Below are 19,732 nucleotides of genomic sequence, written 5' to 3'. Positions count from 1 at the left end.
CATGTGTGCCGGAAACGGGGCGCCAATCAGACGCGGGGGATCTCGCGGGCAATGGCGTCGAGCAGGGCGGGGTAGCGACCAGCTTCGGGGTGGCCGCTGGGCTTGCCGCTGCTGACCACCGCCGCGGCCAGCTGACGCTGCGGGTCCGCCCACACCGCGATATCGGTCAGCCCGGTGTGCCCGAAGGCCGCCTCGGCGTCGCGGCCGAACGGCCCGAACCGCTTGGAGCCCAACATGAATCCCGTGCCCCACCGCATCGGCTTCAGCCCGACGGCCAGGTCCGGACGCAGCCGGCGCGCCTGGGCGGTGGCGGCGCGCAGCGTCTGCGGCGAGAGCACCCGCACCCCGTCGAGTTCGCCGCCGCGCACCAGGATCTCGGCGAAGCGGGACAGTTCGGCGGCGTTGGACACCGTGCTCGACGACGGGATGACGCTGGTGAGGAAGGCCGGGGTGTTGGAGAAGGGGATGATGCGCTGCGGGGTACCGCCGACGGCGATCTTGAACGCCTTGGCCACGGGTGCGGGCAGCGGCCGACCGGTGACGTGGCTGGGTGCCACCAGCGCCACATCATCTTGTGCCACACCATAATTGGTCCACCGGAAGCCCAGCGGTTCGAGGATCTCGGTGGCCAGGATCTCGCGGATGTCGCGGCCGGTGGCAGCCGAGACAATCTCACGCATCAGCGGGCCCCAGGTCAGCCCGTGGTAGATGTGCACCAGACCGGGACGGTAGATGGGCTTGAGCCGGCCCAGCATCTCGCGGGCGTAGGCGCTGTCGTTCATCCGCTTGAGGTCCACCCGCGGACCGGTCGCGAACGGCACCCCGGCGCTGTGGGTCATGACGTGCCGGATGGTGGTGCGGTCCTTGCCGTGGCTGGTGTATCCGGGCAGGTGGTCACACACCCTGTCGTCCAGCGAGAACTCCCCGCGCTCGACCAGCATGTGCACCACCGTGGTGGTGATGGCCTTGGCCGCCGAGTACACGCAGAACGGGGTCTCGGTGCGCACCGGGATCTTCTCGGCGTCCGGGCCGTCGTCGGGGCCGTTGCCCCAGCCGTGGCCGATGGCGCGGTTGAGCACGACCTGGCCGCGGTGGCGCAGGCACACCTGGATCGCCGGGTGCATGCCGGCCGAATACCAGTGCCGGGCGGCCTGCCAGATGCGGTCGATCGCGGCCGGGTCGAGACCGCCGGGATCCTCGTCGCCGACGTCGGTGACGGAATCCAGGTCGGCCGGGACGGCTATCCGGCCCTGCTCGGTCACTACGGCGTGGGCGTCGCCGGCGCTTCCGCCGGGGCGGGGGCAGCCGGGGCTGGCGGCGTCTTGGGACCGGTGAGGACCCGGCCCAGCTGGCCGAGCACGTCCAGCGGAGACGCCGGTGCGGGCAGGCAGCCCGGGGCACAGTCGGTCTTCTGCCACGGCTGGCAGCCGCTGGTGGTGAACGCGGTGTCGGTGGCCTCGATCTGCACGGCCTGGGCCTTCTTGCTCATCGCATTGTCCAGGATCTGGTCGCCGCCGACGCGTTTCCAGTAGCAGGCGTTGCCCTCCACGGGGCCGGGCGACTGCCAGGTGCCGGGCGCGATGTCGGTGCCCACCGCGTAGGTGCCGCCGGCGTCGATGCTGGTCTTGGGGCCTGCCGGGGCGGGCGTTGGCTCGGGTTCGGCGTGCGCCGTGCCGGCCGCACCCAGGCCTGCCACTGCCAGAGCCGTCACCCATACCGCCGCTGTCGTCCTCCACACAAGGGACAAGGGTAGACGAGCTAACAGAGCAAGAGAACCCGCTTCAGGCGCCGCGGGGGGTGGCGATGCTCACCCGCAGGACCGGCCACCCGGCCTGCGCGGCGGTGGCGGCCAGGGTTCGGCGGGGGTTCACCGGGCGGGGGTTGCCCACCAGCCGCATCGACGGGAGGTCTTCCTCGCCGTCGGAGTAGAAATAGCTGGCCTGCAGGTCCAGCTGGTGCTCGTCGCCGAACCGCATCAGCGCCTCGGCCTTGCGGGTGCCCCAGATGATGGGCTTGCGGATGTCGCCGGTCAGCCGGCCGTCGGCGTCCACGGCGAAGTAGTTGCACAGCACGTGGTCGATACCCAGGGAGCGGGCCAGCGCCTCGATGTGGATGTTGAGTGCCGAGGTGAGGATCACCACGGTGTGGCCCTGCTGCTGGTGGGCGGCCACGATGTCGCGCATCTGTGGGAACATCCGGGACTCGATCCGCCGGGTGAACAGGTCGGCCCCCAGCAGGTCAAGTTCGGCCAGCGATTCCCCGCGCAGATAGCCGGCGGCCCGCACCACCAGACGCTCGAACTCCATGCGGCCCAAGCGATATCGGGTGGCGGCCTCGATGACGCCGAGCACCTCGCCGATCCGGGCTTGGCGCCGCCGGATCCGGTGCCCGGCGTGTGGCACCGCGGTGAAACCGTCCACCAGGGTGCCGTCGACGTCGAAGAAGGCGCCGATGTGCGCGCCGGACGGCCCGGCACTGACGGCGGGAGCCGCGGCCGTCGGGTCTGTCATGACGTCCGAGGGTACCTGCGAGTGGCGACAGGCCGGCTACGGAAGTGGTTGGGCTCCGGCGGGGTTGAGCGCGTCGGCCATCAATCCGAGATAGCGGCGGCGCAGCGCGGCCGGCTGATTCAGGGCCACAGTGGCGGTGGTGACCATCGCGACGAAGTTGGCCACATCGTCGGCGGTGATGTCGCTGCGCAGCTCGCCCTTGGCCTGGCCGCGCGACACAACGGCTTCGACCAGCTCCCGGTTGCGGTCGAACAGTTTCACGGTGAGCTCGGCCAGGTGATCGAGCGAGGACAGCAGCGGCCGTTGTTGCACCATCACGTCGGTGAGCCGCTCGATGACGTCGAGGAACGATTCGCGGGGGGCGTCGTTCTCCACCAGCGCTGTGAACACCGGTTGGACCTCGGTGCTGAAGATGTCCTCGTAGACCGCCGCGGCCAGTGCCTGCCGGTTGGGGAAGTGGCGGTAGAGCGTGGCATTGCCGACCCCCGCTTGGGTCGCCACGTCGGTGAGCGTGGCCGCGTCGCCGCGCGCCGAGAAGACGTCCTTGGCCGCTTCGACGATGCGGTTGACGTTGGCAAAGGCATCTGCGCGACGACGCTTGGCGGGCGCGGGCGACGAGGTCACGGTGTCCTCCCGGTAGTGGTGCAGCTCATCCTGTCAGGGTTTCGGTGTTGTCGGTGACAAACGATAGCCGACTCCCATATTGGGAGCCTACTCTCAGTTTTATGTCGACCTTCCTGCATCGTCTGGGACGCTTCGCGTTCGCCCGCCCGTGGGCCGTTCTGGGCGCCTGGCTGGCGTTGATCGCCGTCGTCGCGGGCCTCCTGGCGGTCAATCCCCCCAAGATCTCCAACGAGATGCGCATCAATGGCACCCCTGCTCAGGAGGTGATCGACCAGCTGGCTTCCGACCTGCCACAGATGGCGGGCGGCCAGGGCATGATTGCCTTCGCCGCACCCGACGGCCAGCGCGTCGACCAGGGCGCCAACCTCGCGGCGCTGCTGTCGGCCGTCGACGCGGTGTCGCACTCAGAGCACGTGATCGATCCACGGGCCGCCATGGCAAACGAGCTCGCCAAAGGAGCCGCCAGCCCGACCCTGACCGCGGGAGCGGCCATCGAACGGGTGCAACACCAACTCCCGCCGCCGGTCGGCGCTCCCACACCGCTGCTGGTCGACGGCCAGCCGGTGCCGGGGCTCGTGGTCTCGGCCGACGGCCAGACCGCCCTGCTGCAGTTCCAGTTCGACAAGCAGACCAACGACCTGCCCGCCGGCACGGTGGAGCACGTCGTCGATGCGGCCACCGCGGCCGCCACCGGCCTGCAGGTGCTGCCGTCGGCGTCGATGGCGCAGCTGCCCGAGATCATCGGCGTCGGTGAGGTGATCGGTGTCCTGATCGCCGCGCTGGTGCTCGTCATCACCCTGGGCTCGCTGGTGGCCGCCGGGCTGCCGCTGGCCACTGCACTGACGTCGGTGGCCGTCGGGGTGGGCGGGACCTTCCTGCTGTCCCATGTGTTCACCATGCAGTCCATCACCGCGGTCCTGGCCATCATGTTGGGTTTGGCGGTCGGCATCGACTACGCCATGTTCATCGTCAACCGGCAGCGCCGGCTGATTCTCGACCGCGGCCACAGCGCTGCGGATGCCGCCGCGCGGGCGGTGGGCACCGCGGGCAGCGCCGTGGTCTTCGCCGGCACCACGGTGGTGATAGCGCTGGTGGCCCTGTCGGTGGCCGGTATCCCGCTGCTGACCACGATGGCGCTGGCCGCGGCGGCGACGGTGTTGGTGGCGGTGGTGGCCGCCCTGACCATCCTGCCGGCGCTGCTGGGCCTGGTCGGGGAACGCATCTGCTCGGCGGCGGCACGCGGCAAGAGATCCGAGGACAACACCCACCGCTTCGCGGCGGCGTGGGTGGGAGCTGTGGTGCGCCACCGCATTCCGGTGGTGATCGGCGGCGTCCTGCTGACCGCCGTGCTCGCCATCCCGGCCCTGGGCATGCATCTGGGCCTGCCCGCCGGCTCCGGGTACAACGAGGGCAGCCCGCAGCGCGCGAGTTACGACCTGGTGGCGCAGCACTACGGCGACGGCTTCAACGGCCCGCTGTTGGTGGTGGCCGAGAAGCCGGAGCTGAGTCCTGCCGAGATCGCCGACATCTACACCGATCTGCGCCGCCTCGACGGGGTGGCCGGGGTGAGCATGCAGTTGGTGTCCGACGATTCGGACAAGGCCGTGTTCTCCGTGGTGCCCGCCGCCGGACCCACCGACGCGGCCACCGCAGACCTGGTGCGCGCCATCCGTGACCACGCCGGCCCGCTGGCCGACAGCGCGCAGGTGCGCCTCGGCGTCACCGGCATCACCGCCATGGGCATCGACATCTCCGATCGCATCGCCAGTGCCATCCCGCTGTACATCGGTGTGGTGGTGGGACTTTCGCTGCTGGTACTGACCCTGGTGTTCCGGTCGATCGCGGTGCCGGTCAAGGCCACGGTGGGCTTCCTGCTCAGCATCCTGGCCACCTTCGGCGCCACCACGGCAGTGTTCCAATGGGGTTGGCTGCAGCAGCTGTTCGGGCTCAGCGCCACCGGCCCGATCATGAGCTTGCTGCCGATCATCGTGACCGGCGTGCTGTACGGCCTGGCGATGGACTACGAGGTGTTCCTGGTGTCGTCGATGAAAGAGGCGCACGTGCACGGCCTGCGCGGTGACGACGCGGTGTCCCACGGGTTCGCCCAGGCGGCACGGGTGGTGACGGCTGCGGCCGTGATCATGATGGCCGTGTTCGCCGGCTTCGTCTTCAACGCCGACCCGATGATCAAACAGATCGGATTCGCCTTGGCCTTCGGCGTTTTCATCGACGCCTTCGTGGTGCGGATGACGATGGTGCCCGCGGTGATGTCGCTGCTGGGCGACCGCGCCTGGTGGCTGCCCCAGGGGCTGCAGCGGAGCCTGCCCGATCTCGACATCGAGGGCGAGAAGCTCAACCGGGCCCTCGACGCCGAACGGGTGACGGTGTAACCCGAGGCGGTGGGGGTGATCACTAGAATTGCCGGCATGAGAGCTGTCCGATGAGCTACCCCGGCACACCCCCGCCGCCGCCCACCGAAGTTCCCACCTGTTACCGCCATCCCGATCGGCAGACCTACGTCCGCTGCACCCGGTGCGGCCGCTTCATCTGCGGCGACTGCATGCGCTCGGCGGCCGTGGGCCACCAGTGTGTCGAATGTGTGGCCGAAGGCAACAAGAGCGTCCGGCAGGCTCGCAGTCCGATGGGCGGCGGGCTGCGTCCGGCCGGCGCCCTCCCCGTGGTCACCTACTCGCTGATCGCGGTGAACCTGATCGCCTTCGTGGCGCAGATGGCCATTCCTGACTTCCAGAGCCAGCTGGTGCTGTGGTCACCCGCGGTGGCCGACGGCCAGTGGTACCGCCTGATCACCTCGGCCTTTTTGCACTACGGCGTCATGCACATCTTGTTCAACATGCTGGTGCTCTATGTCATGGGCCCGCAGCTCGAGCAGTTGTTCGGCAGGTTGCGCTTCGGCGCGCTGTACGGGGTGAGCGCCATCGGCGGTTCGGTGCTGGTGTACCTGCTGGCGCCGCTGAACACGGGTACCGCCGGCGCGTCGGGGGCGATCTACGGCCTGTTCGGCGCGACGTTCGTGGTGGCCAAACGGATGAACCTGGATTTGCGGCCCGTGCTCGCGGTGATCGGGTTGAACGTGGCCTTCACGCTGATCGTCCCGCTGGTCAGCTCTCAGAACATCAGTTGGCAGGGCCACCTCGGTGGATTGGTCACCGGCGCGCTGGTCACCGCCGCGTTCCTCTACGCGCCCCGGCAGCGACAGAGCCTGGTGCAGGCCGGGGCCGTGGTCGCGCTGCTGGCGGTGTTCATCGGATTGATCCTGTGGCGGACCCAGTCGCTGTACGCCCAGTTCGGCCTGGCCTGAGCGACGCGGCCGGTCCGTCCCGCAGCAACACTGCCGCGATGGCGGCGGCCACCACGGTCAGGCCCAGTACGGTCGCGGCCAGGGCGGGCCAGCCGCGCGCGTCGAAGGCCACGCCGCCGAACCACCCCACCAGGCTGGACCCGCCGTAGTAGGCGAGGTTGTACAACGACGACGCCTGCGCCTTGCCGGTGCCCGCCGCCACCGCCGTCCACCCCGAGGCGATGGCATGGGCGCCGAAGAACCCGACGGTGGCCACCACCAGCCCGGCGAGCACCACCAGCAGCTGATTCGACAGGGTCATCACCACGCCGGCGGCCATCACCGCCACCGCGACCAGCAGCACCCGGCGTCGGCCGAACCGGGTGGCCTCCGCGCCTGCCCGCGACGACGCCCACGTGCCGGCCAGGTACGCCAGGAACACCAGGCTGACGAGATGATGCGGCAGGTTGAACGGTGCCGCGGTGAGCCGGAAGCCCAGGAAGTTGTACAGCGCGACGAAGCCGCCCATCAGCAGGAAGGCCTGCGCGTAGAGCGCCAACTGCCGCGGTGAGCGCAGATTGGCCGCCAGCCGCTGCACCACGCCGCCCCCGGTGGACGGCACGAAGCCGCGGGGCCGGGGCGCCAGAGCGATGAATCCGACTGCGGCCAGCGCGCACAGCACGGCCACCACCAACACGCCCATCCGCCAGTGCACGGTCTCGGCGATGGGTCCGGCAACCACCCGCCCCAGCAGTCCGCCGATGGTGGTACCGGCGACGTAGATCCCGGCGGCGCGCGCAGAGTGCCTGCGCTCGATCTCCTCGGTGAGGTAGGCGATCGCGACGGCGGGCACCCCGCCCAGCGCGACGCCTTCGACGAATCTGCCCGCGAGCAGCAGCTGGTAGGTGGGCGCCAGCGCCACCAGCAGGCCCAATGTCGTGGCCGCGGCCACCGACACCGACATGGCCCGCACCCGGCCCACCCGGTCTGCGACCATCGACCACGGAATCACCGAGACGGCCAGGCCGGTGGTGGCCAGCGACACGGTCAAGGCGGCGTCGGCGGCTCCGATGCGGTAGTGCTCGGCCAGTTGGGGCAGCACGCCTTGCAACGAGTACAGCTGGGCGAATGTCGCGACGCCGGCGCAGAACAACGCCGCCAGCAACCGGCGGTAGTCGGTGGAGCCAGGCGGGTGGCCGGCCCAGGTGGGGCCGGGCTGCGACGGGCTCTCGATGGACACCCGCTCCACGCTAAGACGGGGTCAGGCATGTGTCCAATGCATGGAAGCAATCAGGATGATGAAGAAAGAGCATGACCTGGGCGCTGCAGGGTTTTCACGAAACCGGCAAACCGCTCAGCTGCGGGAGGCAACTCTCGGGTGGTGCTCCACGCCAGGCCGATGTGCCGTTGCGCATCGCGGTGAGACAGCGCGACATAGGCGCAGTTCGGTTCACCCCGGCCCGGGCGTGGCTGCGGCACCACCGCCACCCCGAAACCGGCGGCCACCATGCCCTCGACGGCGGGGATCTCCATGGCCTCGACCGCAATATGCGGCGTGACACCGGCTTTCGCGAACAGCTCGTCGCTCAGTTGCCGCAATCCGAAGCCCGCCGGCAGGGCCACCACGGGCTCGGCCGCGACATCGGCGACGCGCACCGAGCCCCGGTCGGCAAAGGGGTGGTCGTGGGGCACGGCTAGGCACAGCTGCTCGACGTAGAGGGAGTGCCAGCCGAACCCGGGACCACCCGGGCGCGGTGAGGTGATGGCAAGGTCGGCGTGTCCGGTCCGCAGGTGTTCGGACAGGGCGTGGGCCGGCCCCTGGTACAGGTCGAACCGCATGTGCGGCGCCCCGGCGCGGAAGCGGCGCAACAGCTCGGGCACATACCAGCTGGACACCGAGTGCAGGAAAGCCAGCCGGACCGTCCCGGTGTCCGGATCACGCAGTGCGGCAATGCGTTCGACTGCGGCGTCCAGATCGGCGGTGGCGCGGCGGGCATGGTCGGCCATGATCTGCCCGTAGGCGTTGAGCACCAGCCTGCGGTTGATCCGGTCGAACAGTTCAGCGCCCACCTGGTCCTCGAGCCGGGCCAGCGCCCGCGACAGCGTGGGCTGGCTGATCCCCAGCGCTGCTGCCGCGTCGGTGACGTGTTCGGTGTCGGCGAGGACCAGAAACCAGCGCAGTTCGTCGAGGTTCACCACTGCTCGTCGGCGTCAGACCTGTTCTCGGGCTCGATGGCGGCCGGCGCCGGGCACACCGTGTACCGGGCCTGATTGCCACCGCCCCGGCGGGCGTCGCCCATGCTCTGGCCGGCCAGCTCGATGAGCTCGTCGAGCAGTTCCTCCGGCGGGCAACCGGCCAACGCCCCCAGCGGAGTACTGACCACGCCGATGCTGGCGGTCAGCCGTGGCGGGGTGGTGGCCACCGCCCCGCGCACCCGCTCCACCAGCGGCGAGGAATCGGTCGAGGAGAACGTGTCGGCGATGACGAACTCGGCGTCGCCGATGTGCCCCAGGACCGCCGAGCTGCGGGTGGTCTCGCGCAGCGTCTGGGCCACCGCCACCAACGCCCGCTCACAGGCCACCGTGCCGCCGGCGCTCTTGAGCAGACTGAAGTTGTCCAACGTGATCACCAGCAGCACCAGGTGCCTGTCGTCGACGCGGCCGCGCGCCGAGATGAGTGCCCCGGTGGCCCGGTAGAAGGCATCCCGGTTGGGCAGGCCGGTGAGGGTGTCGATCTCCGAGGCCAACACGTTGATGCCGAGCAGATGCACCATCGCCTGGCAGGCGGCGGGAACGGTGATCAGGACCATTGCCAGGAACGCCAGGGCGGCGGCGGCGAACACCGGATCGGCGGTCTGACGCAGCGCGAGCACCGTCGCGGTCACGGTCGCCACCGCGACGGTGAACACGATGAGGCGCGGTTGATGGAAGAAGGCCACGTACCCGCACAGCGCGGCAAAAGCCGTGCATCCCAGAAGCCCCGCTGTGGGATCGTGCTGCGCCAGGCAGCACGCGGCGATGCCGGCCGCCGCGATCACCACAAAGAGGGACGAACCGGTTCTGCTGGGCCACCGCCTGCGCAGCCACAGGGCGGCGAGCACCACGCAGACCGCCGCGACCGCGGCCACCAGCACCTGGTTGGTGATGCCCTGCGGACCGCGCGGGCTCGCGAGCATCGCGACGTTGACCGCTCCGAGACCCAGGACGGTGGCTGCGATCACCCGGCAGACACCGGCTTGCAGTCCGCGCGCGGCCAGCAGCGAGGTCATCCAGTAGAAGTGGTCGGGCTGGCGCCACCAGCGTCGGATCGCCATCACCACGGGCCACCCTCCTGTCGGCTGCAGCGTCGGTGTGCCGACGGTACCAAGGGGTGCGGAGCTTGGTCGAGCATGGAATTGCAGCTCTGGGGGGGCGTCGGAACGCAACGCCGCGATGAGTTCCGGGCGGGCCGGGTGTCTACCCCGGCACATCCAGAACAAGGGCACACCCCGAACCGAGGAGACGACACGATGACCGACCTGCGACCCGTCGATGTGGACCCCACCACTGATCTGGTGCTCGACCGCGTGGTCGACGTGAGCCCCCGGGCCGTCTGGGATGCGTGGACGGATCCGGACCTGCTGGTGCAGTGGTTCACGCCGGCCCCGTGGTCGACGGTCAAGGCGGAGCTGGACGTCCGTCCCGGTGGCCGGATGCACACCGTGATGGCCTCACCGGAGGGTGAGCAGTACCCGTCGACCGGGTGCTATCTGGAGGTCGTGCAGGAGCGACGGCTCATCTGGACCTCGGCGCTGGCGCCGGGCTACCGCCCGGTCCCGGTGCTCGAGGGCGAGTTCGCCATGACGGTGGTGCTCGACCTCGTTCCCGAGGGCGATGGCACCCGTTACATTGCGACGGTGCTGCACGACAGCGAAGCCGCCCGCAAGCAGCACGAGGCGATGGGCTTCGCCGAAGGCTGGGGTGCGGCACTGGATCAGCTGGTCACCCTGGTCAAGGGACGGTGACCGAACGGGCCCTCACCGGATGGGGGAGAGGGCCCGTCCTGGCTGTTCAGGCCGCCGCGGTGTCGCTGTCGGAGCTGCTCTCCGACGCGCTGCTGTCGCTGTCGCCTGAGCTCTCGCCCCCGTCGGAGGACGGATCGGTGTCCGCGTCGGACTCCGACTCGGTGGACTCATCATCGGCAGCGTCGTCATCGGCAGCGTCGTCGTCGGCAACGTCGTCTTCGGTGGTGTCGTCGTCGGTGGTGTCCTCGTCGGCCGCGTCATTCTCCGCCGGGGCTTCGTCGGTCACCTCGTCGACCTCGGTCGAATCCTGCTCGGGCACTGCGGTTTCGGCGTCCTCGGCTACGTCCTGCTCGTCGTGGGCCGGGGCGTCGTCGGTGTCCTCACCGGAGACAGGGGTAGCCGGTGCGACACCGGTCGGCTCCGGCTCGGACACCCCGGCGGGCGCGGAGTCCGGCACGTCGAGGGTGACGGTGGCGGGCGCGTCGGTGCTGACGCTCGACACCTCGTCGACGGCCGCGGTCCGTGCGCTGGTGTTCGCGCCGAGGGCGTCGGCGATGGCCCGGGGAATGGTCAGCAGCAGCCCCTGGACCAGGCCGCCGCTGAAGCTGTCCACTGACAGCAGGCCCGGCAGGAGGGTGCCGTCGGCGGCTTCGAACCCGTTGAGCAGGGCACCGGTCAGCACGGCGGGGATGTTGACCACCGCGGTGAGCGCCCCGATGACGTCTCCGGCGCCCAGGGAGTCGACCACGTCCTGCGCGGTGCTGCCGAGGGCGTTGATGGGGTTGATGATCGGGCCCAGGACGCCGGCCAACAGCGGCAGCGCCGTGGTCAGGCTGAACGCCGACGCGATCACGTCCGCGGCGTTCTGGGCCATCTTTGCGGGAATGTCCAGCACCCCGGATTCGAAGAGCGGCAGGCCGACTCCGACGATGATGGTTCCGGTGATCAGCGCCCCGGTCAGCGTCGAGACGCCACCGAAGATGTCGCCCTCGGAGAACTGCTGCATGGCCCGCTGGATCTCGGCGGTCGCGCCGAAGGGGTTGGCGGGATCGAAGTACTGACCAAGGCCGTTGACCACCCCGCGGCCCGCGTCGGCCAGCGATTCCAGGTAGCCGATCTGATTGGTCAGCAGTTGTCGCAGCACCGGGGCCGGATCCGACAGCCAGTCCCGGCCCAGCGCGCCGGCGTTGTCGACGGCCTGGCTGAGCACCTGCGCCCACAACTGGATCGGGTTGGCCAGCGAGGTGAGATGGACGGCCGCCGTCGAGAGGGCGGCCGGGGCGGTGACGGCGGGGACGGTGAGGTCCGCCCCGGTTGTGTGCACCGGCGACAGCGGGCAGACGGCGAGGGCGCTCGCACCGACGACTGCGACACCAGTTGCCAGATACGTGCGGGCTGCGGCGTACATGGACACTCCTTTACGTGGGCGTAATTAACGGCAGCCGGAATCTACTCAAAAGTAAGTTGACAAAGTCGGGGTTTTCGTAAATCCAGTGATGATCGACAGCGCGCCCATCCGACCCGGCAAATGCGTTTGCGGGGTTGTGATGCTAGCTGGGGGATAGCACTACAAAAACCATTGCGTTGGCGTGGCAAAGGTTTGCCGACAGAGTGACACCCGGTTTGTACCGGCATTTGTGGCGCCGTACCGAGTGATGGCATAGCTGATGAATTCGTCATCGTCGCTGGTGGCGCGTCTGCAACTGTTTACCGTTGCGAACGAAAGCAGTTCAACGTTGCTCAAGAATCATGCCGACACGGCCGGAGAGCAGTCATCAGGCCTGGCAACGCCGCGGCGGGCGGGCCGTCGTGCGTCCAGGTCTTCGCCGGCAGGGCCACACTGCAATCGTGTGTGCCGTTATCCGGACGGAGTCGACCCCACGGCACAGAACAGGCCGCGGGGTCGACGGAAGTCAGTGTCGCAGCGGTCTCAGAACAGGTTCTTGTGCGGCACGTCGGTGACCAGGCCGCCGTCCATCACGAACTCACTGCCGGTCGAGAAGGACGACTCGTCGCTCACCAGGAACACGATGAAGGTGGACACCTCTTCGGACTTGCCCGGCCGGCCCAACGGTGCGGTCACCATGTCGTCGGGGAAGTGCTTGGTCATCGGGGTACGGATGAACCCGGGGTGCACCGAGTTGACTCGGATGTTGAACGGGCCCAGCTCCAGCGCCGCCGATTTCGCCAGGCCGCGGACGGCCCACTTCGAGGCCACGTAGGGGTGCACCATCGGTGCCCCCCGCAGGCCTTCGATGGACGACACGTTGATGATCGACCCACCTCCGGCGGCCTTCAGCTGCTCCACCACCGCCTGCATCCCGAGGAAGGTCCCGGTGAGGTTGACGTCGATCACCTTCTGCCACTTGGCCATATCGAACTTGCCGATCTTGCCCAGTGCCACGATGCCCGCGTTGTTCACCAGGGCGGTCAGCGAGCCATAGGTGTCGACGGCAGTCTGTACTGCGGCGTCCCACTGCTGCGCCTCGGTGACGTCCAGGTGCACGTAGCGCACCGCATCACCCAACTCCGCAGCCAGTGCCTGCCCCTTCTCGTCCAGGATGTCGCCGATCACCACCTTGGCGCCCTCGTCGACCAGCATCTTGGCGTGCGCGGCGCCCATGCCCTGAGCCCCGCCGCTGATCAGTACAACTTTTCCGTCCACGCGTCCCATGGGGCGTCACGCTACCCGACAGCGAGAAAACTAGAACCTGTTTCAATTCTGACGCTGACCGGACATACTGCCAACCATGACCATCCGCGTCGCGCTCGTCGGCACCGGTAACTGTGGCCGCATCGCTTTGACCCAGTTGATCGAGGATCCCCGCTTCGAACTCACCGCGGTGGGCGTGTCCACCGAGGACAAGCTCGGTACAGACGCCGGTGAGCTTGCCGGACTCGACGTGCGAACCGGGATCGTGGCCACCGCGGGCATGGACCAGGTGCTGGCCACCGCTCCCGACTGCCTGGTCTACTGCGCCATGGGGGACACCAGGCCCGTTGAAGCCACCCGTGACGTCACCGCGGCCCTGGCGGCCGGCATCAATGTCGTGGGGTCGGCCCCCGGCGGCTTGCAGTTCCCCTGGACCGTACTTCCGGACAAGGCCATCAGACGGGTCGAAGATGCCACGCTGCAGGGGAATTCGACGGTGTTCATCACTGGGGTGGACCCCGGTTTCGCCACCGACCTGATGCCCTTCGCGCTGGCGGGGACGTGTCAGCGCATCGAGCAGATCCGCACCATGGAGATCGCCGACTACGCCACCTACGACGGCGAGGTGGTGATGAAGATCGTGATGGGCTTCGGCAATCCGCTGGATCAGCCGGGCATGCTCCTGCTGCCGGGGGTGCTGAGCGCGGCGTGGGGGACCGCCTTGAAGATGCTGGCGGCCGGAATCGGTGTCGAACTCGACGAGATCACGGAGAGTTACGAACTCGAGCCCGCACCCGAGGACATCGAGACCGCGTGCGGGGTGATCGCGGCGGGCACCGTGGCCGCGATGCGCTTCGAGATCAGCGGCATGGTCGACGGCAGGGCGGCGGTGGTGGTGGAGCACATCACCCGGGTGCGTGAAGACCTGCGTCCCGACTGGGCGCAGCCTGCTCAGCCGGGAGGGTCCTACCGCGTCGAGATCACCGGCGAACCCTCCTATGCCGTCGACATCTGCCCCACCAGCAGCCGCGGTGACCACAACTACGCGGCCATCCTGGTGGCGGCCGGCCGCATCGTGAACGCGATACCGGACGTGGTGGCAGCGGCGCCGGGAATCCGCACCACTCTGGACATGCCGCTGGTCACCGGTAAGGGTGTCTACCGCCCGGCTCCGTGAGGCTCAACGGGGAAGTGCGGCAGCCTCTTCGGCTATCGCCTTGGCCCACCGGTAGTCGGCCTTGCCGGCCGGTGACCGCATCACCTTCGGGGTGCGGATGAAGGCCTTGGGGATCTTGTACCGCGCGATGGTGCGCCCACACACCTCGATCAGCTCCTCGTCGGTCACCGACGTGCCCTCGGCCAGTTGCACGACGGCCACCACCTCGCTGCCCCAACGCTCCGACGGCCGGCCCGCCACCACGACGTCGTAGACCGACGGGTGCGCTGCCACGGCGCGTTCCACCTCCTCGGCGAAGATCTTCTCGCCGCCGGAGTTGATGGTCACCGAATCGCGGCCCAGCAGCTCGATCCGGCCGTCGGCCAGTGCGACCGCCTTGTCACCGGGCACCGACCAGCGCACCCCGTTGATGGTGGGGAAGGTGCGCGCGGTCTTGGCCGCATCACCCAGATAGCCCAACGGGATCAGGTCGCGACGCGCCAGCCATCCCTCGCCGTCCCCGGGTGCCAGCACGCGAGTGAACTCGAGATCCACCACGGCCGTGTCGGATCCGGGAGTGAACACCGGCGAGGTGCCGGCATCGTCACCGATCACGTTGCTCATCTGAGCGCCGGATTCCGAGGACCCCACCGCGTCCATCAACAGCAGGTTCGGCAGCGCCGCCCGGATGCGGTCACGCACCGTCGGCGACATCGGCGCACCGCCGTTGGTGATCGAGATCAGGCCGGACAGGTCGTGCTCGCCGGTCTCTATCTCGTCGATCAGCGGCCGGGCCATGGCGTCACCCACCACCGGAATGCTGCTCACCTTCTCGCGTGCTGCCAGTTCCAGAATGTCGGCGGGGCGCAGTTTCTCCACGTCATCGGGAATGACGATGGCACCGCCCATGGTGATGATGTTGTAGGCCGCCCATTGCGCGGCGCCGTGCATGAACGGCGGCAGCATCAGGATCTTCAGTGCGCCGCCGGCGGCCTTGGCGCGCTCGGCGAGTTCGGCATACGAGCCCAGTGCCTCGGTGCTGCCGAACGGGCGTCCGCCCATGGCCGAGACGAAGATGTCGTGCTGGCGCCACAGCACGCCTTTCGGCATGCCGGTGGTACCGCCGGTGTAGAGGATGTACAGGTCGTCGCCGGTGGGCGTCGGCATGGCGGGGGCGGGTGTGGACACGACGGACTCGTAATCGACGGCACCGGGCAGCAATTCGTTGCCGGTGTGATCGGCCACCTGGATCAGGACTTTCAGGTGTGGCAGCTGGTCGCGGATGGCAGCCACCCGTGGGGCGAACTCGGCGTTGTAGGCCAGTGCGGTCGCCTTGGAGTCGTTGAGCAGGTAGATCAGCTCGTCCTCGACGTAGCGGTAGCTGACGTTGAACGGGGCCACCCTGGCGCGATAGGCGGCCACCATGGTCTCCAGGTACTGGTTGCCGTTGCGTAGGTAGAGCCCGATGTGGTCCTGTCCGGATTCGTGACCGGCCAACCGGTCACGCTCGGTGTGGCAGCCCAGGCCCACCGAGGTGAGGTAATGCGCCACCCCGTCGATACGGGCATTGATCTGCGCGTAGCTCAGCCGCAGGTCACGCCACACCAGGGCGGTGTGCTCCGGGATCGTGTTCGCCACGGTGGAGAACACGCTGGACAGATCGAAGGAGACGCCGGTCATGCTCCCAATCTAGAACACGTTCTAGGAAAGTCATCCCTTCTTTTCGCGCCAGGCCCGTTCGAAGGGCAACCGCCAGGCATTCGGTGCGATCAGTTGGTGAATGGCGTTGGGACCCCAGGTGCCCTGCGGGTAGGACTTCACCGGCGGGGGATCGTCCAGCAGCGCGCTCGAGCGCTCCCACAGGGATTCGATGCCCTGGGCGGTGGTGAACAAGGTGTGGTCACCGCGCATCGCGTCCAGGATCAACCGTTCGTAGGCCTCCAGTACATCGCCCAGGGATTCGGTCTCCTGCGTGGAGAACTGCATGGACATCTTGTCCAGCTTCATCCCGGGCCCCGGCCGCTTGCCGTAGAAGGACAGCGACACCTTCGAGGCGTCGGCCAGATCGAAGGTGAGGTGATCCGGGCCCTGGGAGCCGACGCCGGAGCCGGCGGGGAACATGGTGCGCGGCGCCTCCTTGAAGGCGATCGAGATGATGCGCTGTCCTTCAGCCATCCGCTTGCCGGTCCGCAGGTAGATCGGCACGCCGGCCCAACGCCAGTTGTCGATGCCGACCTTGAGTGCGATGAATGTCTCGGTGTCGGAATCCCTTGCCACCCCCTCGGTTTCGCGATAACCGGTGAACTGGCCGCGGACCACGTCCTCGCACCTGATGGGCAGCATGGAGCGAAACACCTTGTTCTTCTCCTCGCTGATGGCTCGGGGCTCCAGCGCGGTGGGTGGTTCCATCACGACGAAGGCCATCACCTGGAACAGATGCGTCACCACCATGTCCTTGTAGGCGCCGGTGCTCTCGTAGAAATTGGCCCGCTGGTCCAGGCCCAGGGTCTCGGGGATGTCGATCTGGATGTGGTCGATGAAGTTGCGGTTCCAGATCGGCTCGAACAGGCCGTTGGCGAACCGGAAGGCCAGGATGTTCTGGGCGGCCTCCTTGCCGAGGAAGTGATCGATGCGGAAGATCTGGCGCTCCCGGAACGTCTGGTGCACGAAGTCGTTGAGTGCCACCGCGCTGGCCAGGTCAGTGCCGAACGGTTTCTCCATCACGACTCGGGACCGTTCGACGAGGTTGGCCTCCCGCAGCATGGTGATGACGGCGCGTGCGGCCTTCGGCGGCACCGACAGATAGTGCAGCCGCTGGGTGTCGGGACCGAGTTCGGTCTCGGCCTCGGCGACGGCAGCCGCCAGCGCTTCGGGACCGGCGCCCTGCGGCACGTAGGTCACCCGGGCGGCGAACGCCGCCCACTCCTCGTCGGTGAGCTTGTGGCTGCCGAAGGCGTTGATGGCCTCGCGGGCCAGTTCCCGGAACTCGGCGTCGGTATAGTCCTCCAGCGAGGTGCCGACCACCCGGATCTGCGGCGCCAGAGCCGATTTCACCAGATAGGCCATCCCCGGGAGCAGCTTGCGTTTGGCCAGGTCGCCGGTGGCGCCGAAGAGCACGATGACGTGGGGCGCCAGGGTCTCCTCGTCTCGACGTCGAGGACGGGAACCGGGGGACGGGTAGGCGATGGTCTGCGGCGTATCGGTGGCCATCTCTGCGATGATTCCACCTACACCTGGCGGGCGCAGGACCGCCTGAGTGAACCCGCGGGGTTTTACCGGTAGCGGGGGTGGTCACCTGCGCCTCGGTGGGGTTGAGTGGTGCACCATGGACACACTCACGGCCGATCTGGTCGTCATCGGGTTCGGCAAGGGCGGCAAGACGCTGGCCGCAGCGTGGGGCAAGCAGGGCCGCCGGGTGGTGATGGTGGAGCAGTCGGCCCAGATGTATGGCGGCACCTGCATCAACATCGGCTGTGTCCCAACCAAATCGATGGTGTACGGGGCCGAGCACCTCGAATCCGGTTCACCTCATGCGTTCGCCTACCGCGCCGCGGTCGATGCCACCGCACACCTGACCGACTACCTGCGCGGGCGCAACTTCGCCATGCTCGACGACCTGGAGACCGTGACGGTGCTGACCGGGCGGGCCCAGTTCGTCGACGCCACCACCATCCGCGTCGACGACGTCGACGGCACCGTGCACACCGTGACAGCGACCAACATCGTGGTGGGCACCGGTTCTGAAGCGGTGCTGCCCGACATTCCCGGTCTGTCCGGCAATCCCCGGGTGGTGACCAGTACTGAGCTATTGGTCCAACCGGACCTGCCCGCCCGCCTGGTGGTGCTCGGCGGCGGCTACGTGGGCCTCGAGTTCGCCGCGATGTTCGCCGGTTACGGCTCGGCGGTCACCGTGCTGGAAAAGCACGACCGCATCCTGGGCAACGAGGACGACGACGTGGCCGCAGCGGTCGGTGACCTGCTGACCGGCGCCGGTGTGCAGGTCATCTCAGGCGCTCAGGTTGACGAGATAGCAGGCGACACCGTGCATTTCACCCAGGACGGACAGTCCCGCACCGTCGCAGGTGATCTGGTGCTGGTGGCGCTGGGACGACGGGCCGTGACCGCCGGACTGGGTCTGGACCGCGCCGGGGTGGACACCCGCCCGGATGGATCCATCATTGTCGACGGATACCTGCGTACCAGCGCACCCCACATCTTCGCCGTCGGTGATGTCAACGGCGGCCCGCAGTTCACCTACATCTCGCTCGACGACTACCGGATCGTCGCGCAGCAGTTGGACGGCAGTGGCACCCGCAGCACCACGGACCGCATGGCCGTGCCCTTTTCGCTGTTCCTCACTCCGCCGCTGTCCCGGGTGGGGCTCACCGAGAAGGCGGCCCGGGCCGCGGGTCTGATGGTGAAGGTGGCCGCCATAAAAGTGGCCGACATGGCGACCGTGCCGCGGGCGCGGATCGTGGGGGATCCGCGCGGCATGATGAAGGTGGTGGTGGACGCTGACGCGGACACGATCATCGGTGCTGCGCTGCTGTCCCACGATTCCCACGAGGTCATCAACACCGTCGCACTCGCCATGCGCCACGGCATCACCGCCAGCGCGCTGCGCGACGAGATCTACACCCACCCGTCGATGACGGAGGCGTTCAACCAGCTGCTGGGTGCGCTGCACTGACCCCGCGGGTCAGGCGTTGATGATGATCGGGTCGCCGACGCTCACCGTGTCGAAGTACCAGGCCGCGTTGTCGGGGCTGAGGTTGATGCAACCGTGGCTGACGTTGGCATAACCCTGTGAGCCCACCGACCACGGCGCCGAGTGCACGTACACCCCGCCCCACGTCACGCGTACCGCGTAGTTCACGTCCAGCAGGTAGCCCTCCGACGAGTCCAGTGGGATACCGATGGTGCGGGAGTCCATCACCACGTCGCGTTCCTTGGCCAGTGCGGTGAACGATCCGGTGGGTGTCGGGAATCCGGGCTTGCCCATGGAGGCCGGCATCTGCCGAGCCTCGACGCCGTCGATGCTGACGGTGAAGGTGTGCGCCGAGATGTCGGCCACCCCCACCACGGCCGCACCGGTGTTGAAGTTCAGTGGGGTGTTGCCCACCGACATCCGGACAGTGGAATGCGCAGGCCAGAATTCATCAGGGGTGAAGCGGACGGTGTCGGCGTCCACCCAGTCGAACTGGCCGGTCATCCCCTTCGGCTCGAGCACCTGGATGGACTGTTCGACCGACTGCCGGTCCGCCGGGGCGGCGACGGTGATGTCCACGGGATGGGCGACGCCCACCACGTCGGCGGGCCCCGGTGTCACCTGGGCGACGGCCGGGGTGGGTACTGCGGCAGACGCCGTGGGGGCGGCGACGAGGCCGCTGAAGGCCAGGACGAGGGCGAGCCGAAGCGGTATACGCACGTGAGCATCCCTTCGCTGCAGTGGACCACCGATGGTAGTGCTCCACTGCCGGAAGTGTC

The 19,732-nt window shown here is 68.4% G+C and carries 17 protein-coding genes; 5 read left to right on the top strand and 12 right to left on the bottom strand.

Annotated elements, in window-relative coordinates; all coding sequences use genetic code 11:
* Positions 1-26: 26 nt before the first annotated feature.
* Genes lipE through G6N58_RS06450 form a run of 4 tightly spaced genes read right to left on the bottom strand, consistent with a single transcriptional unit; the run spans position 27 to position 3,134 of the window.
* Positions 27-1,262: a lipase LipE gene (gene lipE, locus G6N58_RS06465; RefSeq protein WP_115279300.1), complete on the bottom strand. Its 1,236-nt coding sequence runs from the start codon at positions 1,260-1,262 to the stop codon at positions 27-29.
* The gene (locus tag G6N58_RS06460; protein ID WP_115279301.1) at positions 1,262-1,738 is read right to left on the bottom strand and encodes an Rv1352/Rv1906c domain-containing protein; all 477 of its coding nucleotides are present in this window, start codon (positions 1,736-1,738) and stop codon (positions 1,262-1,264) included. Before G6N58_RS06460 ends, lipE begins: the two co-directional genes overlap by 1 nt.
* Positions 1,739-1,781: 43 nt before the next feature.
* Complete coding sequence (locus G6N58_RS06455) at positions 1,782-2,510, bottom strand: HAD family hydrolase (RefSeq protein ID WP_115279302.1); 729 nt, start codon at positions 2,508-2,510, stop codon at positions 1,782-1,784.
* Positions 2,511-2,546: 36 nt separating this feature from the next.
* Positions 2,547-3,134, bottom strand: coding sequence for a TetR/AcrR family transcriptional regulator (locus G6N58_RS06450; RefSeq protein ID WP_068919078.1), 588 nt, complete (start codon positions 3,132-3,134; stop codon positions 2,547-2,549).
* A 101-nt stretch (positions 3,135-3,235) separates the two neighbouring features.
* Here G6N58_RS06450 and G6N58_RS06445 point away from each other — a divergent pair, with 101 nt between their 5' ends.
* Positions 3,236-5,524, top strand: coding sequence for an MMPL family transporter (locus G6N58_RS06445; protein WP_115279303.1), 2,289 nt, complete (start codon positions 3,236-3,238; stop codon positions 5,522-5,524).
* 50 nt (positions 5,525-5,574) lie between these two features.
* Positions 5,575-6,453, top strand: a complete 879-nt coding sequence (locus G6N58_RS06440; protein ID WP_068919076.1) for a rhomboid family intramembrane serine protease — start codon at positions 5,575-5,577, stop codon at positions 6,451-6,453.
* On the opposite strand, the gene G6N58_RS06435 is transcribed toward G6N58_RS06440, so the two are convergent.
* Genes G6N58_RS06435 through G6N58_RS06425 form a run of 3 tightly spaced genes read right to left on the bottom strand, consistent with a single transcriptional unit; the run spans position 6,395 to position 9,746 of the window.
* On the bottom strand, positions 6,395-7,672 hold the full coding sequence (locus G6N58_RS06435; RefSeq protein ID WP_068920221.1) for an MFS transporter: 1,278 nt from the start codon (positions 7,670-7,672) through the stop codon (positions 6,395-6,397). The two genes, G6N58_RS06440 and G6N58_RS06435, sit on opposite strands and share 59 nt — an antisense overlap.
* A gap of 50 nt (positions 7,673-7,722) precedes the next feature.
* Positions 7,723-8,628: a LysR family transcriptional regulator gene (locus tag G6N58_RS06430; protein WP_115281744.1), complete on the bottom strand. Its 906-nt coding sequence runs from the start codon at positions 8,626-8,628 to the stop codon at positions 7,723-7,725.
* Positions 8,625-9,746, bottom strand: a complete 1,122-nt coding sequence (locus tag G6N58_RS06425) for a GGDEF domain-containing protein (protein ID WP_068920219.1) — start codon at positions 9,744-9,746, stop codon at positions 8,625-8,627. The genes G6N58_RS06430 and G6N58_RS06425 overlap by 4 nt, the downstream gene beginning before the upstream one ends.
* A 195-nt stretch (positions 9,747-9,941) precedes the next feature.
* Between G6N58_RS06425 and G6N58_RS06420 the strand changes: the two genes are divergently transcribed.
* Positions 9,942-10,436: an SRPBCC family protein gene (locus G6N58_RS06420; protein ID WP_115279305.1), complete on the top strand. Its 495-nt coding sequence runs from the start codon at positions 9,942-9,944 to the stop codon at positions 10,434-10,436.
* Positions 10,437-10,482: 46 nt separating this feature from the next.
* Here G6N58_RS06420 and G6N58_RS06415 read toward each other — a convergent pair whose 3' ends face one another.
* On the bottom strand, positions 10,483-11,844 hold the full coding sequence (locus G6N58_RS06415) for a hypothetical protein (protein WP_115279306.1): 1,362 nt from the start codon (positions 11,842-11,844) through the stop codon (positions 10,483-10,485).
* 522 nt (positions 11,845-12,366) lie between these two features.
* Positions 12,367-13,110, bottom strand: a complete 744-nt coding sequence (locus G6N58_RS06410; protein WP_115279307.1) for a glucose 1-dehydrogenase — start codon at positions 13,108-13,110, stop codon at positions 12,367-12,369.
* Positions 13,111-13,186: 76 nt separating this feature from the next.
* Between G6N58_RS06410 and G6N58_RS06405 the strand changes: the two genes are divergently transcribed.
* The gene (locus G6N58_RS06405; protein WP_115279308.1) at positions 13,187-14,266 is read left to right on the top strand and encodes an NAD(P)H-dependent amine dehydrogenase family protein; all 1,080 of its coding nucleotides are present in this window, start codon (positions 13,187-13,189) and stop codon (positions 14,264-14,266) included.
* A 3-nt stretch (positions 14,267-14,269) separates the two neighbouring features.
* Here the strand turns inward: G6N58_RS06405 and G6N58_RS06400 are convergent, their stop codons facing one another.
* The gene (locus tag G6N58_RS06400) at positions 14,270-15,925 is read right to left on the bottom strand and encodes an acyl-CoA synthetase (RefSeq protein WP_163907947.1); all 1,656 of its coding nucleotides are present in this window, start codon (positions 15,923-15,925) and stop codon (positions 14,270-14,272) included.
* A gap of 30 nt (positions 15,926-15,955) precedes the next feature.
* On the bottom strand, positions 15,956-17,455 hold the full coding sequence (zwf, locus tag G6N58_RS06395; RefSeq protein ID WP_172544999.1) for a glucose-6-phosphate dehydrogenase: 1,500 nt from the start codon (positions 17,453-17,455) through the stop codon (positions 15,956-15,958).
* Between the two features lie 115 nt (positions 17,456-17,570).
* Here zwf and G6N58_RS06390 point away from each other — a divergent pair, with 115 nt between their 5' ends.
* Positions 17,571-18,935, top strand: a complete 1,365-nt coding sequence (locus tag G6N58_RS06390) for an FAD-dependent oxidoreductase (protein WP_115279309.1) — start codon at positions 17,571-17,573, stop codon at positions 18,933-18,935.
* A 9-nt stretch (positions 18,936-18,944) separates the two neighbouring features.
* On the opposite strand, the gene G6N58_RS06385 is transcribed toward G6N58_RS06390, so the two are convergent.
* Positions 18,945-19,673, bottom strand: a complete 729-nt coding sequence (locus G6N58_RS06385; protein WP_172545000.1) for a L,D-transpeptidase — start codon at positions 19,671-19,673, stop codon at positions 18,945-18,947.
* Between the last annotated feature and the right edge of the window lie 59 nt (positions 19,674-19,732).

The organism is Mycolicibacterium tokaiense (assembly GCF_010725885.1).
In the GTDB taxonomy this organism is placed as follows: Bacteria; Actinomycetota; Actinomycetes; order Mycobacteriales; family Mycobacteriaceae; genus Mycobacterium; species Mycobacterium tokaiense.
The sequence above is the reverse complement of the archived record's forward strand: the minus strand, read 5'-3'. Positions and strand labels throughout refer to the sequence as shown.

Excerpts from the sequence above, each read along its gene's own strand:
- G6N58_RS06445 (WP_115279303.1), top strand. The coding sequence starts at position 3,236 with ATGTCGACCTTCCTGCATCGTCTGGGACGCTTCGCGTTCGCCCGCCCG.
- G6N58_RS06405 (WP_115279308.1), top strand. The coding sequence starts at position 13,187 with ATGACCATCCGCGTCGCGCTCGTCGGCACCGGTAACTGTGGCCGCATC.
- G6N58_RS06400 (WP_163907947.1), bottom strand. The coding sequence starts at position 15,925 with ATGACCGGCGTCTCCTTCGATCTGTCCAGCGTGTTCTCCACCGTGGCG.
- G6N58_RS06440 (WP_068919076.1), top strand. The coding sequence starts at position 5,575 with ATGAGCTACCCCGGCACACCCCCGCCGCCGCCCACCGAAGTTCCCACC.
- G6N58_RS06425 (WP_068920219.1), bottom strand. The coding sequence starts at position 9,746 with ATGGCGATCCGACGCTGGTGGCGCCAGCCCGACCACTTCTACTGGATG.
- G6N58_RS06390 (WP_115279309.1), top strand. The coding sequence starts at position 17,571 with ATGGACACACTCACGGCCGATCTGGTCGTCATCGGGTTCGGCAAGGGC.
- G6N58_RS06420 (WP_115279305.1), top strand. The coding sequence starts at position 9,942 with ATGACCGACCTGCGACCCGTCGATGTGGACCCCACCACTGATCTGGTG.
- G6N58_RS06410 (WP_115279307.1), bottom strand. The coding sequence starts at position 13,110 with ATGGGACGCGTGGACGGAAAAGTTGTACTGATCAGCGGCGGGGCTCAG.
- G6N58_RS06455 (WP_115279302.1), bottom strand. The coding sequence starts at position 2,510 with ATGACAGACCCGACGGCCGCGGCTCCCGCCGTCAGTGCCGGGCCGTCC.
- G6N58_RS06415 (WP_115279306.1), bottom strand. The coding sequence starts at position 11,844 with ATGTACGCCGCAGCCCGCACGTATCTGGCAACTGGTGTCGCAGTCGTC.
- zwf (WP_172544999.1), bottom strand. The coding sequence starts at position 17,455 with ATGGCCACCGATACGCCGCAGACCATCGCCTACCCGTCCCCCGGTTCC.